Origin of the sequence: Azospirillum thermophilum (assembly GCF_003130795.1) — a bacterium.
GTDB classification, from domain to species: Bacteria; Pseudomonadota; Alphaproteobacteria; order Azospirillales; family Azospirillaceae; genus Azospirillum; species Azospirillum thermophilum.
Window position 1 is genome coordinate 1269989 of sequence record NZ_CP029352.1, and the last position, 15920, is coordinate 1285908.

Genomic DNA, 15920 nt, shown 5'->3' on the forward strand with positions numbered 1-15920 from the left:
GGCGGCCCCAGGGAGACAAGAGCGACAATGACATTCGATCCCAAGGCGGACGACCTCGTCCTCGGCATGGTCGGGACGGGCACGATGGGGCGCGGCATCGCGCAGATCGCCGCGGCGGCCGGCGTCACCGTGCTGCTGCACGACGCCCGCGACGGCGCCGCGGCGGAGGCGGCGCAGGCGATCGCCGCGACCTTCGCCACGCTGGCCGGGAAGGGCCGCATGACCGCGGCGGAGGCCGAGGCGGCGGGCGGCCGGCTGCGCCCCGTCGGCTCGGCCGGCGAGCTCGCCCCCTGCCATGTGGTGGTGGAGGCCATCGTCGAGACGCTGGAGGCCAAGCGCGGCCTGTTCGCGGCGCTGGAGGAGGTGGTCGGGCCGGACTGCGTGCTGGCGACCAACACCTCCTCCCTGCCGGTCACCGCCATCGCGGCGGGGACCAGGCGGCCGGAGCGCGTGGCGGGCTTCCACTTCTTCAATCCCGTCCCGCTGATGAGGATCGTCGAGGTCATCCCCGGCGTGCTGACCGCGCGGCCGGTGACCGAGGCCATGCTGGCGCTCGGCCGCCGCCTCGGCCATACGGCGGTGGAGGCGCGCGACACGCCGGGCTTCATCGTCAACCATGCCGGCCGCGGCTATGGCACCGAGGCGCTGCGCGTGCTCGGCGAAGGGGTGGCGGAGCCGGCGGAGATCGACCGCGTGCTGGTGCAGCAGGCGGGCTTCCGCATGGGACCGTTCGAGCTGCTCGACCTGATCGGCATCGACATCTCGCAGGCGGTGATGGAGTCGATCTACACCCAGTATTTCCACGAGACGCGCTACCGCCCGTCGATCCTGCCGCGCCAGCTCCTGTCGGCCGGGCTGCTCGGCCGCAAGACCGGGCGCGGCTTCTACGTCTATGAGGGCAGCAAGCCGGTCCTGCCCCCGGAACCGGCCGCGCCCGCGGCCGTCCCCTGCCCCGTCTGGGTCAGCCGCCGCGCGCCGGAGGCCGGAGCCGCCCTGGCCGGCGCGCTCGCCGCGGCCGGCGTGCCGCTCGACGGCGGGGAGCGGCCGGCGGCCGGCTCGGTCGCGCTGGTCGCCCCGCTCGGCCAGGACGCCACCACGGCGGCGCTGGCGGAGGGGCTCGATCCCACCCGCACGCTGGCGGTCGACCTGCTGTTCGGGCTGGAGGGGCGGCGGGTGGCGATGACCACGCCGGTCACCTCGCAGGAGGCGCGGACCGCCGGCTGGGCGGCGCTCGCCGCCGGCGGCCATGCGGTGACGGTGACGCATGACAGCCCGGGCTTCATCGCCCAGCGCGTCGTCGCCTGCATCGTCAACATCGGCTGCGATATCGCCCAGCAGCGCATCGCCTCGCCCGCCGACATCGACCGGGCGGTGATGCTGGGGCTGGGCTATCCCCAGGGGCCGCTCGCCATGGGCGACCGGCTGGGGCCGGCGCGCATCCTGGCGGTGCTGGAGGCCCTGCTGGAGGGCACCGGCGACCAGCGCTACCGCCCCAGCCCCTGGCTGAAGCGGCGCGCCCGGCTCGGCGTCGCGCTGACGACGCCGGAAGGGTAAGGGCCGGCAAAAGGGCCGGAAGGGGCAGGACCGTCCCCCTCCGGCCTGGGCTCAGTCCGCCGTCACCGAGCGGATCTCGTCCTGGCTGAAGCGCTGCTGCTCCTCCATCACGAGCTGGGCGAGCTCGCGCTTCAGGCGGTTGAATTCCGGCGCCGCGGCGTCGCGCGGGCGCGGCATCTCGACGGCGATGTCGCGCTTGATGGTGCCGGGCCGGTAGGTCATCACGATGATGCGGTCGGCGAGGTAGATGCTCTCCTCGATGGAGTGGGTGACGAACAGCACCGTCTTGCCCACCTCCTCCCAGATGCGCAGGAGCTCGTCCTGCAGCGTCCGGCGGGTCAGCGCGTCGAGCGCACCGAACGGCTCGTCCATCAGCAGGATCGGGCTGTCGAGCGCCAGGACGCGGGCGATGGCGACGCGCTGGCGCATGCCGCCCGACAGGTCCTTGGGATAGCGGTTGCGGAAGTCGGTCAGGTGCAGCTTCTCCAGCAGCCGCTCCACCGTCGCGGCGATCTCCGCCTTGGGCAGCTTCTTGATCTGCAGGCCGAAGGCGACGTTCTCCGCCACGGTCATCCAGGGGAACAGGGCGTATTCCTGGAACACCATGCCGCGGTCGGGTCCGGGTTCGGTGATCGGCCTGCCCTCCACCAGGATGCTGCCGCGGGTCGGCGGCTGGAAGCCGGCCACCGCATTCAGCAGCGTGGACTTGCCGCAGCCCGAGGGGCCGAGCAGGCAGACGAACTCGCCCTGCCGCACGTCGAGGTCGATGTTCTGCAGCGCCACCACCGGATGGCCGGGGACGTTGAACACCTTGTCGACGCCGCGCGCCTGGATCTGCACCGGCCGGCTGTCGACCTGCGGGGCGGTGTCGGTCACGGTCTTGAGCATGGGGGTCATCTCCGGGGGCTCCGTCTCAGCTCTCGAGGCCGCGGTGCCACCGCAGCAGGTGGTTGTTCAGCCGGTTCATCGCGATGTCGATGGCGAGGCCCAGGATGCCGATGGTGAACATCCCGGCGATGATCTTGTCGGACCACATGAACTCGCGCGCCTCCAGGATGCGGAAGCCGAGGCCGGCGTTCACCGCGATCATCTCGGACACGATCACCACGATGAAGGCGGTGCCGATGCCGATGCGCGCGCCGGCCAGGATGTAGGGGGTGGCGGCCGGCAGGATGACGCGCAGGAACATCGTCAGCCTGCCCGCCCCCAGGTTGCGCGCGGCGCGCAGGTAGATGCCGTCGACATGGCGCACCCCGGCGATGGTGTTCATCAGCACCGGGAAGAAGGCGCCGATGGCGATCAGGAAGACGGCCGGCGGGTTGCCCAGGCCGAACCACAGGATCGCCAGCGGGATGTAGGCGATCGGGGGGATCGGGCGCAGCACCTGCACCAGCGGGTCCATCAGCGCGTAGATGCGCGGGCTGGAGCCCATCAGCAGCCCGAGCGGCAGCGCCAGCCCCGCCCCGACCGCGAAGCCCAGCACCACGCGGTACAGGCTGGACCAGGCGTCGTGCAGCATCTCGCCCGACAGCGCCCAGGCGAACCAGCTCATCTGCGCCGGGTCGTAGGGATCGGCCGGGATCAGGTACTGCCACCAGCGCACCACCACGGCCAGCGGCGACGGCAGCACCGTCGGGTTGATCAGGCCGGAGGAGGACAGGACCTGCCAGAAGGCGATGACCAGCAGGGGCACGATGGCGCCGCGCAGGATGCCGGCGGCGGAGATTCGGGTCGGTTGGGACATGGCGTTCGGGTCCGCGGCTGGGGCGGCCCCCGTACCCATCCGGAGACAGGCCGGCGAGGGACCGCGTGCAGGATCAGGAGAGGAGCGGCGTCAGTTCGCCTGGACGGCGGCCTTGGCCTTGGCCAGCAGGTCCAGCTTCACCCAGTCCGCGGCCTTCGGCGGGTTGGCCATGCGGCCGACGCCGTACTTCTGCATCAGGTCGGTCGTGACCTGCACATGCTCGACCGAGATGTCGTAGGAGAAGGGCGAGTTGCCGATGGCGTCCTGGTAGTCCTGGCTGGTGATCTGGTTCTTGAAGACCTGCTCGCGGACATACTTCTCGGCCAGATCCGGCTTGGCGATGAAGGTGGCGGTCGCCTCGACGAAGCAGCGGATGAAGCGCTCCGCCACCTCGGGCCGCTTGCTGTAGAAGTCCTCGGTCACCACCAGCGAGCGGATCGGCTCGCCCAGCTCGGTGTCGTAGGGCTTCAGCAATTCGACGCCGAAGCCCTTGTTGATGGCCTGGCTCGACTGCGGCTCCGACTGCGACATGGCGTCGATGTTGCCCGACAGCAGCGCCTGGTTCATGTCGGCGTAGGCCATGTAGATGATCTGCACGTCCTTGCCGCCCTTGTCCGACCAGGTGAGGCCGTGCTTGGCGAGTTCGGCCAGCAGGATCAGCTCCTGCGCGCCGCCGCGCGGAGTGGCGACCTTCTTGCCCTTGAGGTCGGCGACCGACTTGATGCCGGCGTCGGGGCGGACGACGATGCGCGCCCCGCCCTTGGCGAAGCCGGCGACGACGTAGATCGGCACGCCCGAGGCGCGGCCGGCGATGGCGGCGTCCACGGCGCTGGCGGCGGCGTCGATCTCGCCCGCCACGATGGCCGGCAGGATGTCGATGCCCTTGGGGAAGACCCGCTCCTCGATCTTCAGCCCGTACTTGCCGCCGATCTCCTTCATGTAGGAGATGGCGCCGTAATGGGCGAACTTCAGGTTGCCGAGTCGGACCAGATCCTCCGCACGGGCGGCCGGAGCAGCCAGGGTGGAGGCGACCAGGGTGGCGGCAACCAGGGTGGTGGTGGCGACCGCGCGCAGCGTCGACTTGAGCATCTTCCTCTCCAGGACAGGCCCCTTGCCCGGGGGCATTCTCCGCGGCCCCTGCCGCGGTTGCCTGCTTCTTCAGCAAAGGCCGTGCCGTTTGCCCCGGAGAAGGCAAAGTCCTGGGATTGTTGGCTGATTCAGCGGATGACTGCTCCGGTCCCGGCGGAAATCCGCCGATCGGCTCTCCTGTCTCGGCGGAAATCCGCCGATGCCCCGGCCCCGCTGCCGGCTGGACATCCCCCGGACGGCGGCGAACGTGCGGCTTGGCGGCGGCGGCCCCTTGCGCGACACTCGACCAAAGCGAGCACCGCCGGGGGAGGATCATGCCGACAGACGCCGTGGCCCGGGAGGCCCTGTTCCGCCGCATCGGGGAGCGCCGCGAGGAGCTCGTGGCCCTCACCCGCGACCTGATCCGCATCCCGACGGTCAACCCGCCGGGCGACGCCTATACCGACTGCGCCGAACTGATCGGCCGGCGGCTGGCCGCCCGCGGCTTCCAGGTGGAGTATGTGCGCGGCGTCGGGGCGGCCGGCGACAGCGACCGCTATCCCCGCACCAACGTGGTGGCGCGCATCGAGGGGCCGCGGCCGGGTCCCTGCGTCCACTTCAACGGCCATATCGACGTGGTGCCGGCCGGCGAGGGCTGGACCGTCGATCCCTTCGCCGGCGTGGTGAAGGACGGCCGGGTCTATGGCCGCGGCGCCTGCGACATGAAGGGCGGCATCGCCGCGTCGATCATCGCGGTGGAGGCGCTGCTCGACGAGGGGCTGCTGCCGGCCGGCGCGCTGGAGGTCTCCGGCACGGTGGACGAGGAGTCCGGCGGCTATGGCGGCGTCGGCCATCTGGCGAAGCTCGGCTATTTCTCCCGCCCGCGGGTCGACCATGTGATCATCCCGGAACCGCTGAACGTCGACCGCGTCTGCATCGGCCACCGCGGCGTCTGGTGGGCGGAGATCGAGACCAGGGGCCGCGTCGCCCACGGCTCGATGCCCTTCCTCGGCAACTGCGCGGTGCGCCACATGGGCGCCGTCCTGCACCGGATCGAGGAGGAGCTGATCCCCCGCCTCGCCGCCAAGCGCACCGCCATGCCGGTGGTGCCGGAGGGCGCGCGCCAGTCCACCATCAACATCAACGCCATCCATGGCGGCCAGCGCGAGGACCATGACGGGCTGCCGAGCCCGATGGTGCCGGACCGCTGCCGCATGGTGATCGACCGCCGCTACCTGATCGAGGAGGACCCCGGGGAGGTGCGCGCCGAGATCGTCGCCATCCTGGAAGACCTGCGGCGGAACCGCGCCGGATTCGAGTATGAGCTGCGCGAGGTGCTGGCCTTCCTGCCGACCATGACGGATGCCGACGCGCCGGTGGTGCGGGCGGTGGCGGCGGCCATCGAGACGGTGCTCGGCCAGCCGGCGACGCAGGTCGTCTCCCCCGGAACCTACGACCAGAAGCATGTGGTGCGGGTCGGCCAGTTGAAGGACTGCATCGCCTACGGCCCCGGCATCCTCGACCTCGCCCACCAGCCGGACGAGTATGTCGGCATCGACGACATGGTCCATTCGGCGCAGGTGATGGCGCTGTCGGTCCTTTCGCTGATGAACAGCAGGTAGCAGGCGGAAGAAAAACACACCCCTCCCCAAAGCGCGGGCGCGGCTTTTCGCACCTGCGTCATCGCTTTGCAGCAAAACGCGAAAAAGTGGTACGCGACTTTTTGCGTCATTGTTTGACCTGAGTCATGTTGTCCGGCGGCGGATGACGGCAGAGTGCGGCCATCGAACGGTCGTCAACCATGCACCAGCAGGGTTTCGACCATCCACTGCGCGCGAGTGCCGGCTGAACGCCAGGCGCGGGCGCACCGGGTTCGAGGCCCGCCGCCGGCGATGGATGCCATCGGCCGCGGCCGGCGCCTTGCCCGCGACGCCCTGCCACGCGCTACCTGCTGAGGCGAACGAACAGCATGCCAGTCACCACCCTCGCCGAACTGAACGCCCTGGTCTCCCGAGTGAAGGAGGCGCAGCGGCAATTTGCGGAGTATCCGCAGGAGAAGGTCGACCACATCTTCCGCCATGCGGCGCTGGCTGCGGCGAACGCGCGCATTCCGCTGGCCAAGATGGCGGTGGAGGAGACGCGCATGGGCGTGATGGAGGACAAGGTGGTGAAGAACCACTTCGCCTCCGAGTACATCTACAACAAGTACAAGGACGAGAAGACCTGCGGCATCCTCGAGGAGGATCCCGAGTACGGCATCATGACGATCGCCGAGCCGGTCGGCCTGATCTGCGCCATCGTCCCCACCACCAACCCGACCTCCACCGCCATCTTCAAGGCGCTGATCTGCCTGAAGACCCGCAACGGCATCGTCTTCTCCCCCCACCCCCGCGCCCGCAAGGCGACCTGCGAGGCCGCCCGGCTGGTGCTGGAGGCGGCGGTGGCCGCCGGCGCGCCGCAGGACATCATCGGCTGGATCGACGAGCCGTCGCTCGAGCTGTCCAACGCCATCATGCACCACCCGGACATCAACCTCATCCTCGCCACCGGCGGGCCGGGCATGGTCAAGGCCGCCTACTCCTCGGGCAAGCCGGCCATCGGCGTCGGCGCCGGCAACACCCCGGCGGTGATCGACGAGTTCGCCGACATCAAGCGCGCCGTCGCCTCCGTCCTGATGTCCAAGACCTTCGACAACGGCGTCGTCTGCGCCTCCGAGCAGTCGGTCATCGTCGTCGAGCAGGCCTACGAGGCGGTGCGCGAGCGCTTCGCGAAGCATGGCGGCCACATCCTGTCGCCCGCCGAGGCCGACGCGGTGCGCAAGGTGCTGCTGAACAACGGCAGCCTGAACGCCGCCATCGTCGGCCAGTCGGCCCGCCGCATCGCCGAGATGGCCGGCATCAGCGTGCCCGCCCACACCAAGGTGCTGATCGCCGAGGTCAGCGAGGTGTCCGAGGAGGAGGCCTTCGCCCACGAGAAGCTGTCGCCGACGCTCGCCCTCTACCGCGCCGGCGACTTCGCCGCCGCCTGCCGGACGGCGGCCGAGCTGGTGGCGCTGGGCGGCATCGGCCACACCTCGGTGCTCTACACCGACCAGGACCAGCAGGCCGAGCGGGTGCGCCACTTCGGGCAGGTGATGAAGACGGCGCGCATCCTGATCAACACCCCCTCCTCGCAGGGCGGCATCGGCGACCTCTACAACTTCCGTCTGGCGCCGTCGCTGACGCTGGGCTGCGGCTCGTGGGGCGGCAACTCGATCTCGGAGAATGTCGGGCCGCAGCATCTGCTCAACCGCAAGACCGTGGCCAAGAGGGCGGAGAACATGCTCTGGCACAAGCTGCCCAAGTCGATCTACTTCCGCCGCGGCTGCCTGCCCTTCGCGCTGGAGGAGCTGCAGGGGCGCAAGCGCTGCCTGATCGTCACCGACCGCTTCCTGTTCGAGAACGGCCACGTCGCCGAGACGGTGCGCATCCTCAAGGCGCAGGGGCTGGAGGTGGAGACCTTCTTCGAGGTCAGCGCCGACCCGACGCTGGCGGTGGTGCGCCGGGGCCTGGCGCTGGCCAACGCCTTCCGGCCCGACGTCATCCTGGCGCTGGGCGGCGGCTCGCCGATGGACGCGGCCAAGATCATCTGGGTGATGTACGAGGCGCCCGAGGTGGCGTTCGAGGACCTGGCGCTGCGCTTCATGGACATCCGCAAGCGCATCTACAAGTTCCCCAAGCTGGGGGTGAAGGCGCAGTTCGTCGCGGTGCCGACGACCTCGGGCACCGGGTCGGAGGTGACGCCCTTCGCGGTGGTGACCGACGAGCGCACCGGGGTGAAGTACCCGATCGCCGACTATGAGCTGACGCCGACGATGGCGATCATCGACGCCAACCTGGTGATGGACATGCCCAGGTCGCTGACGGCGGCGGGCGGCATCGACGCGGTGACGCATGCGCTGGAGGCCTACGCCTCGGTGCTGGCCAACGAGTACAGCGACGGCCAGGCGCTGCAGGCGCTGAAGCTGCTGAAGGAGTATCTGCCCTCGGCCTACCGCAACGGGGCGAAGGACCCCAAGGCGCGCGAGCAGGTGCACAACGCGGCGACGATCGCCGGCATCGCCTTCGCCAACGCCTTCCTCGGGGTGTGCCACTCGATGGCGCACAAGCTGGGGGCGGAGTTCCACCTGGCGCATGGTCTGGCGAACGCGCTGCTGATCTCGAACGTGATCCGCTACAACGCGGCGGACATCCCGACCAAGCAGACGGCGTTCAGCCAGTACGACCGGCCCAAGGGGGTGGCGCGCTATGCCGAGGTGGCGCGGCACCTGGGCCTGGGCGGCAGCCGCGACCATGAGCGGGTGGAGATGCTGATCGCCTGGGTGGACGAGCTGAAGCGGACGCTGGACATCCCGGCGTCGATCCAGGCGGCGGGGGTTCCCGAGGCGGAGTTCCTGGCGCGGGTGGACGCCATCGCCGAGGCCGCCTTCGACGACCAGTGCACCGGCGCCAACCCGCGCTTCCCCCTGGTCAGCGAGCTCAAGCAGCTCCTCCTCGACAGCTACTACGGACGCGCCTACGTCGAGCAGACCGAGCAGGCCGTGCCGGAGAAGACCGAGAAGGCCGCCGGCCGCAAGGCGCTCGCCAAGGCCGACTGAGCGGCGGGCATTCCATAGCCAGGCAGAGGGGGCGTCGGGAAACCGGCGCCCCTTTTTCGGTGGCAGCCTTACCCGGCGCTGTCGATCAGGTCGCTGCGGCCGATGCGGCGCAGCGACACCTCCAGCCGCGCGTTGCTGTCGCGGATGTCGCGCAGCGTGCGCAGGGTGAACTGGACATGCGCCCCGGCCGCCGCGCGGGCGGCCCCGGCGTCGCCGGACAGCACGGCCTCGGCGATGGCGAGATGCTGCTGCAGCAGCAGATCGCGCACGCCCGGCCGCGAGTAGAGATCGGCCCGGTTGTAGAACACGTCGCTGCGCAGCAGTTCCGACAGGGTGCGCATGATGTGCAGCATGACGAGGTTGTGCGCCGCCTCATAGACCGCCAGATGCAGCTCGGCGTCGGCCTCCGCCTCTTCCGAGCTGTCGTCCTTGCTGTGGGCGGAGCGCATCCGCTCGACGATGGCGCGGATGGCGGCGCGGTCGAGGTCGGTCGCCCGCCGGGCGGCCAGGGCGGCCGCCTCCGCCTCGATGGAGTGGCGGAATTCCAGATAGTCGAAGGTCGCCGCCGGATTGTCCTGCAGCAGGGTCGCCAGCGGGTCGCTGATCTTCGACAGGAAACGGGCGATGAAGGTGCCGTTGCGCCCGGTGATGAGCAGCCCCCGCTCCTCCAGCTTGGCCAGCGCGTCGCGCAGCGAGGGACGGGAGACGTCGAGCTTCACCGCGAGGTCGCGTTCGGGCAGCAGCTTTTCCCCCGGCCGCAGGATGCCCTCCAGGATCAGCTTTTCCAGATGCTCCGCGATGGCGTCGGCCAGCTTGGCCGGCTTGATCGTTCCCTGCATCGAGACGCGTTCCCTTCCGCTGTGCCCGGTCTGCCGAAGCCCGCTCCGTCGCGGCGCCATAGATAGCGCGACCCCTTCCCCAGCGTCCAGGACCGCGGCCCGCCGCACCGCTCGTGCGCCCTATGATTTTCCCATTGAACGGTTTGGTCAAATCTTTTATCCAAGCATCAATCCGGTCAACGACCCCTCCCTCCAGCAGGAGCGCCGCCGATGCTGCCCGCCCCTTACGACCGCGTTCTGGACGAGCTTCGGACGGTCCTGCCGGACGGACGGCTGATCACCGACCCGCTGCGCACGCTGGCCTACGGCACGGATGCCAGCTTCTACCGGCTGGTCCCGAAGATCGTCGCCGTGGTGGAGGACGAGGCGGAGGTGATCGCCCTGCTGCGCCTCTGCCGCGCCCACCGCACCCCCGTCACCTTCCGCGCCGCCGGCACCAGCCTGTCGGGGCAGGCGGTCAGCGACAGCGTGCTGGCCGTGCTGGGCGACGGCTGGCGCGGCTGCCGCATCGCGCCCGACGCCGCCACCGTCACGCTGCAGCCCGGCGTGATCGGGGCGGAGGCGAACCGCAAGCTGGCGCCGCTCGGCCGCAAGATCGGGCCGGATCCGGCCTCCATCGCCACCGCCAGGATCGGCGGGATCGCCGCCAACAACGCCAGCGGCATGTGCTGCGGCACGGCGCAGAACAGCTACCGCACGCTGGCCTCGCTGCGGCTGGTGCTGGCCGACGGGACCGTGCTCGACACCGGCGACGAGGCGAGCCGGGCCGGCTTCCGCGCCAGCCATGGCGCGTTGCTCTCCGCCCTGGCCGATCTCGCCGGGCGGACCCGCGCCGACGCGGTGCTGGCGGAGCGCATCCGCACCAAGTTCCGCATCAAGAACACCACCGGCTACAGCCTGAACGCGCTGGTCGATTTCACGGACCCCATCGACATCCTGGCCCACCTGATGATCGGGTCGGAGGGCACGCTGGGCTTCCTGTCGGAGATCACGCTGCACACCGTGCCGGAGCACGCCCACAAGGCGAGCGCGCTGCTCTTCTTCCCCGACATCGCGGAAGCCTGCCGCGCCGTCGCCCTGATGAAGCCGACGCCGGTGGCGGCGGTGGAACTGATGGACCGCGCCGCCCTGCGGTCGGTCCAGGACAAGCCGGGAATGCCCGCGGGCATCGCGGCGCTGGGCGCGGAGGCGGCCTGCCTGCTGGTGGAGACCCGCGGCGAGGACGAGGCGGCGCTGGTCCGCAACGTCGCCGCCATCACCGCGGCGCTGGAGGGGACGCGGCGGATCGGCGCGGCGGCCTTCACCACCGACGCCAAGGCCTGCGAAAGCTACTGGAAAATCCGCAAGGGGCTGTTCCCGGCGGTCGGCGCGGTGCGCCGCATCGGCACCACCGTCATCATCGAGGACGTCGCCTTCCCGCTCGACCGGCTGGCCGAGGCGACGGTGGAACTGCAGTCCCTGTTCGCCCGCCACGGCTATCACGAGGCGATCATCTTCGGCCACGCGCTGGAAGGGAACCTGCATTTCGTCTTCACCCAGTCCTTCGACACCGACGCGGAGGTCGAGCGCTACCGCCGCTTCATGGACGAGGTCTGCGCCATGGTGGTGGACCGCTATGACGGGTCGCTGAAGGCGGAGCACGGCACCGGCCGCAACATGGCGCCTTTCGTCGAGAAGGAATGGGGCCCGCAGGCCTATGCCCTGATGCAGCGGATCAAGGCGCTGCTGGACCCGGAGGGGCTGCTGAACCCGGGTGTCATCCTGAATGGCGACCCGGACGCCCACCTGAAGAACCTGAAGCCGCTGCCGGCCGCCGACGCGCTGGTCGACACCTGCATCGAGTGCGGCTTCTGCGAGCCGACCTGCCCGTCGCACAAGCTGACCCTGTCCCCCGCCAGCGCATCGTCGGCTGGCGCGAGATCGCCCGGCGGACCGCCGAGGGGAGCGATCCGGCGGCGCTGAAGGCGCTGTCCGCCGCCTACGACTATCAGGGCATCGACACCTGCGCCGCCTGCGGCCTCTGCGCCACCGCCTGCCCGGTGGGGATCGAGACCGGGTTGCTGGTGAAGTCGCTGCGCGGCCAGCGCCGGGGCGCCGTGGCGCGCGGCGTCGGCGGCTTCGTCGCCGGCCATACCGCCGGGGTCCTCGCCGCCGCGCGCACCGGGCTGCGGCTGGCCGACCTCGCCCGCCGCGTCGCCGGCCCGGCGGTGGTGGAGACGGCCGCCCGCGTCCTGACCGGCGGCCATATCCCGGCGCTGCCCGACAGCCTGCCGCGCGCCATCGACTTCACGCCGCCCGAAGCCGCCGAAGGCCCCGCCGACGCTCCCGAGCTGGCCGCCCCGACGGTTGTCGCCCCGACGGTTGTCTATGTGCCGAGCTGCGTCAGCCGCAGCATGGGGCCGGCGGCGGGGGATCCGCAGGACACGCCGCTGCCGCAGACGGTGGACGCGCTGATGCGCAAGGCCGGCTTCCGCGTCGTCTATCCCGACGGCCTCGCCGCCCAGTGCTGCGGCATGCCGCTGGAAAGCAAGGGGCTGCCGGAGCAGGCGGACGCCATGGCCGACGCGATGATCGCGGCCCTGCGCGCCGCCAGCGACGGCGGACGCCATCCGGTGGTGATGGACACCAGCCCCTGCGCGTTGCGCCTGAAGAAACGCCTTGCCGGCGGCATGGCCGATGGCGGCCTGAGGCTGCTGGACGTGGCGGAGTTCCTGCACGACCACGCCCTGCCCCGTCTCGACATCGTGAAGAGCCGGGAGCCGGTCGTCCTGCACCTGACCTGCAGCACGCGGCGCATGGGGCTGGACGGCACGCTGAAGGCCGTCGCCCAGGCCTGTGCCGAGACGGTGGTGGTGCCGGAGGATGTCGGCTGCTGCGGCTTCGCCGGCGACAAGGGCTTCACCACGCCGGAGCTGAACGCCCACGCGCTGCGCCATCTGGCCAAGGACATCCCGGAAGGCTGCAGCGCCGGCTATTCGACCAGCCGCACCTGCGAGATCGGGCTGTCCCACCATGCCGGTCTGCCCTACCGCTCCATCGTCTATCTGGTCGACGCCTGCTCCCGGCCCAAGGCGGCGGACCCGGTCCGGCCGCGGCGGCCCGAGCCCGCCTTCTGACGAAGAACCCGTGAAACGGGGAAGGAAACGCCCATGAACAGCCCCGACGCCAGCGCCATCCCGCGGCCGGACACCGTCTATTACTTCGGCACCTGCCTGGTCGACCTCTTCTACCCCGAGGCCGGCATGGCGGGGATCGAGCTTCTCCAGGCCCAGGGCCTGCGGGTGGTCTTCCCCCAGGGGCAGAGCTGCTGCGGCCAGCCGGCCTACAATTCCGGCCATCGCGCGGAGGCGCTGAAGGTCGCCCGCGCCCAGCTTCCCCTGTTCCTGGAGGATTGGCCGATCATCGTCCCCTCCGGCTCCTGCGCCGGCATGATGCGCAGGCACTGGCCCGACCTGTTCCGCGGCGAGCCGGACGAGGCGCGTGCGGTCGCCGTCGCCGGCCGGGTGTGGGAGCTGACCCAGTTCCTCGTCACCGTCCTGCGGGTGAGGCTGGAGGACAAGGGCGAGCCGGTGCGGGTCACCTGGCATGCCTCCTGCCATGCCCAGCGCGAGATGGGCGTGGTGGAGGAGCCGAAGGCCCTGCTGCGCCAGCTCGCCAACGTCGAGCTGGTCGAGCTGAAGCGGGAGCGGGAATGCTGCGGCTTCGGCGGCACCTTCGCCGTCCGGCACCCGGAGATCTCCGCCGCCATGGTCGGCGACAAGGTGGAGGACATCGCGGCGACCGGGGCCGCCCGCGTCGTTTCCGGCGACTGCGGCTGCCTGCTGAACATCACCGGCGCGCTGGCCGCCGGCGAGGTGCCGGTGCGCGGCCAGCACATCGCGCAGTTCCTGAAGGAGCGGACCCATGGCTGACGCCGCCGTCGATTTCGCCGCGGCCTCCACCGAGGCGCTGCAGGACCGCCAGCTCCGCACCAACTTCCGGCGCGCCATGGACGGGCTGATGTCCAAGCGCGCGGTGCAGTTCGCCGATCAGGCCGAGTGGCACGCCATGCGGGCGCTCGGCGCCTCGGTCCGGCTGCGGGCGCTGGCGAAGCTGCCCGAGCTGCTGGAGCGGCTGGAGGAGACCTGCACGCGCAACGGCATCCGGGTCCACTGGGCCGCCACCACCGACGAGGCGAACGCCATCATCCTGTCGATCATGCGCGGGGCGGACGCCAGGCTGGCCGTGAAGGGCAAGTCGATGGTGACGGAGGAGATGCACCTCAACGCCTTCCTGGAACGCCACGGCATCGAGATCCTGGAAAGCGATCTCGGCGAGTACATCGTGCAGCTCGACGAGTCGACGCCGTCGCACATCATCATGCCGGCGATCCACATGAACACCCGGCAGATCGCCCGGCTGTTCCGCCGGAAGATCAAGGAGGCGGAGGATACCGAGGACGTCGCCCGCCTGACCGACCTCGCCCGCAGGGTGCTGCGCCGCAAATTCGCCGCCGCCGAGGTCGGCCTGTCCGGCGTCAACGTCGCGGTGGCGGAGACCGGCACCCTCTGCCTCGTCGAGAACGAGGGCAACGGGCGCATGTGCACCACGGTGCCGCCCGTCCACATCGCGGTGATGGGGCTGGAGAAGGTGGTGGAGACGCTGGAGGACGTGCCGCCGATCCTCAGCCTGCTGCCGCGCTCCGCCACCGGCCAGCCGATCACCACCTACGTCAACATGATCTCCGGTCCGCGCAGGCCCGGCGAAAAGGACGGCCCGCGCGAGGTGCATCTGGTCATCCTCGACAACGGCCGCTCCGGCGTCTACGCCGACGGGGAACTGCGCGACACCCTGCGCTGCATCCGCTGCGGCGCCTGCATGAACCACTGCCCGGTCTACACCCGGGTCGGCGGCCATGCCTATCAGGCGCCGTATCCCGGCCCGATCGGCAAGATCCTGGTGCCGCAGATGGAGGGGCTGGAGAAGCGGGGCGAGCTGCCGCACGCCTGCACCATGTGCAACGCCTGCGTCGAGATCTGCCCGGTGAAGATCCCGATCGTCGGGATCCTGGGCCGCCTGCGCAGCGAGGCCGTCCATGCCGGCGGGTCGGTGAAGGGGGCGGGAAGCCACGCCTCCAGGGCGGAGGCGCTGGTGTGGAAGGGCTGGGCGGCCACCTTCGCCTCCCCCGCCGCCTACAAGGTGGCGACGCTGGCGATGGCGACGCTGGGCAATGCCGCCCCGTCCGCCCTGCCGCTGCTGAAGGAGTGGACCAGCGCCCGCGTGAAGCCGCGCTTCGCACCCGAGAGCCTGCACCGGCTGGCCGCCAAGAAGGGGATCCCCGATGCCTGAGACAACCGCGACGACTGCCGCCCCCTCCGCCACCGGCACCGCCCGGGCCGCCATCCTGGGCCGCCTGCGCGCCGGCCGCGACGCCCATCCGGTCGCCCCGCCGCCGCCTTGCGACTTCACCGTCCTGGCGGAAAAGCGCTGGGACCCTGCCGAACGGCTCGACCGCATCCGGCGGCTGATGGAGGCGGTGCACACCGAATTCCTTGAGGCGACGGAGGCCGACTGGCCGGCGGCGGTCGGCCGCTTCCTAGCCGCCGAGGGGGCCCGCACCCTGCTCTATGCCCCGGCCACCGGGGCGGGCGCCACGCTGGCGGCCGGCTGGGACGCCGGGGGGCCGGAGCTGGTGCCCTATGACGCGGAGGTCGAGACCTTCAAGGAGCGGCTGTTCGAGGGCATCGACGCCGGCCTGACCGACACGCTGGGCGCGATCGCCGACACCGGCAGCCTGATCCTGTGGCCGAGCGCCGAGGAGCCGCGGCTGCTGTCGCTCGTCCCGCACATCCATGTGGCGCTGCTGCGGGTGGACCGGCTCTACGACACCTTCTGGCAGGCGATGCGCGACAACCGCTGGGCCGAGGGCATGCCGACCAACGCCCTGCTGATCTCCGGCCCGAGCAAGACCGCGGACATCGAGCAGACGCTCGCCTATGGTGTCCACGGGCCGAAGCGGCTGGTGGTCGTGCTGGTCCGCTAGGGAGCCGGGCTCCGCCGGGACAGACGGCGTACCCCCTGCGCGCCCTGCCGACGATCC

General features: G+C 70.8%; 12 protein-coding genes. 8 read left to right on the forward strand and 4 right to left on the reverse strand.

The features are described 5' to 3' along the window. Nucleotides 1-27 precede the first annotated feature (27 nt). Nucleotides 28-1554 (forward strand): 3-hydroxyacyl-CoA dehydrogenase, encoded by a 1527-nt coding sequence (locus DEW08_RS05720; protein WP_109325146.1) that lies wholly within the window; start codon nucleotides 28-30, stop codon nucleotides 1552-1554. A gap of 51 nt (nucleotides 1555-1605) precedes the next feature. Here DEW08_RS05720 and DEW08_RS05725 read toward each other — a convergent pair whose 3' ends face one another. The 3 genes from DEW08_RS05725 to DEW08_RS05735 all read right to left on the reverse strand — a co-directional run bounded on the left by DEW08_RS05725 (nucleotide 1606) and on the right by DEW08_RS05735 (nucleotide 4387). After that, a complete protein-coding gene (locus tag DEW08_RS05725; protein WP_109325147.1) occupies nucleotides 1606-2451 on the reverse strand; it encodes an ABC transporter ATP-binding protein in 846 nt (281 codons plus the stop codon). 16 nt (nucleotides 2452-2467) lie between these two features. Continuing rightward, complete coding sequence (locus DEW08_RS05730) at nucleotides 2468-3298, reverse strand: ABC transporter permease (protein ID WP_109325148.1); 831 nt, start codon at nucleotides 3296-3298, stop codon at nucleotides 2468-2470. 90 nt (nucleotides 3299-3388) lie between these two features. Continuing rightward, nucleotides 3389-4387, reverse strand: a complete 999-nt coding sequence (locus DEW08_RS05735; RefSeq protein WP_109325149.1) for an ABC transporter substrate-binding protein — start codon at nucleotides 4385-4387, stop codon at nucleotides 3389-3391. A gap of 314 nt (nucleotides 4388-4701) precedes the next feature. Between DEW08_RS05735 and DEW08_RS05740 the strand changes: the two genes are divergently transcribed. Both DEW08_RS05740 and adhE read left to right on the forward strand, forming a co-directional pair. Then, nucleotides 4702-5988, forward strand: a complete 1287-nt coding sequence (locus tag DEW08_RS05740) for an acetylornithine deacetylase/succinyl-diaminopimelate desuccinylase family protein (RefSeq protein ID WP_109325150.1) — start codon at nucleotides 4702-4704, stop codon at nucleotides 5986-5988. 347 nt (nucleotides 5989-6335) lie between these two features. Then, on the forward strand, nucleotides 6336-9002 hold the full coding sequence (adhE, locus tag DEW08_RS05745) for a bifunctional acetaldehyde-CoA/alcohol dehydrogenase (protein WP_109325151.1): 2667 nt from the start codon (nucleotides 6336-6338) through the stop codon (nucleotides 9000-9002). A gap of 68 nt (nucleotides 9003-9070) precedes the next feature. Here adhE and DEW08_RS05750 read toward each other — a convergent pair whose 3' ends face one another. After that, nucleotides 9071-9841: an FCD domain-containing protein gene (locus DEW08_RS05750; RefSeq protein WP_109325152.1), complete on the reverse strand. Its 771-nt coding sequence runs from the start codon at nucleotides 9839-9841 to the stop codon at nucleotides 9071-9073. A 210-nt stretch (nucleotides 9842-10051) separates the two neighbouring features. Between DEW08_RS05750 and DEW08_RS32065 the strand changes: the two genes are divergently transcribed. The 5 genes from DEW08_RS32065 to DEW08_RS05770 are packed head-to-tail and all read left to right on the forward strand — an operon-like array spanning nucleotide 10052 to nucleotide 15863. Further along, complete coding sequence (locus DEW08_RS32065; RefSeq protein ID WP_245986007.1) at nucleotides 10052-11803, forward strand: FAD-binding oxidoreductase; 1752 nt, start codon at nucleotides 10052-10054, stop codon at nucleotides 11801-11803. Continuing rightward, nucleotides 11692-12957, forward strand: a complete 1266-nt coding sequence (locus tag DEW08_RS32070; RefSeq protein ID WP_245986155.1) for a (Fe-S)-binding protein — start codon at nucleotides 11692-11694, stop codon at nucleotides 12955-12957. Before DEW08_RS32065 ends, DEW08_RS32070 begins: the two co-directional genes overlap by 112 nt. A gap of 33 nt (nucleotides 12958-12990) precedes the next feature. Then, nucleotides 12991-13752 carry a (Fe-S)-binding protein gene (locus DEW08_RS05760; RefSeq protein WP_109325153.1) on the forward strand — a complete coding sequence of 254 codons (762 nt, stop codon included), beginning with the start codon at nucleotides 12991-12993 and terminating at the stop codon, nucleotides 13750-13752. Then, the gene (locus DEW08_RS05765) at nucleotides 13745-15169 is read left to right on the forward strand and encodes a LutB/LldF family L-lactate oxidation iron-sulfur protein (RefSeq protein WP_109325154.1); all 1425 of its coding nucleotides are present in this window, start codon (nucleotides 13745-13747) and stop codon (nucleotides 15167-15169) included. The genes DEW08_RS05760 and DEW08_RS05765 overlap by 8 nt, the downstream gene beginning before the upstream one ends. After that, complete coding sequence (locus tag DEW08_RS05770) at nucleotides 15162-15863, forward strand: LutC/YkgG family protein (RefSeq protein ID WP_109325155.1); 702 nt, start codon at nucleotides 15162-15164, stop codon at nucleotides 15861-15863. The genes DEW08_RS05765 and DEW08_RS05770 overlap by 8 nt, the downstream gene beginning before the upstream one ends. The last annotated feature ends 57 nt before the right edge of the window (nucleotides 15864-15920 follow it).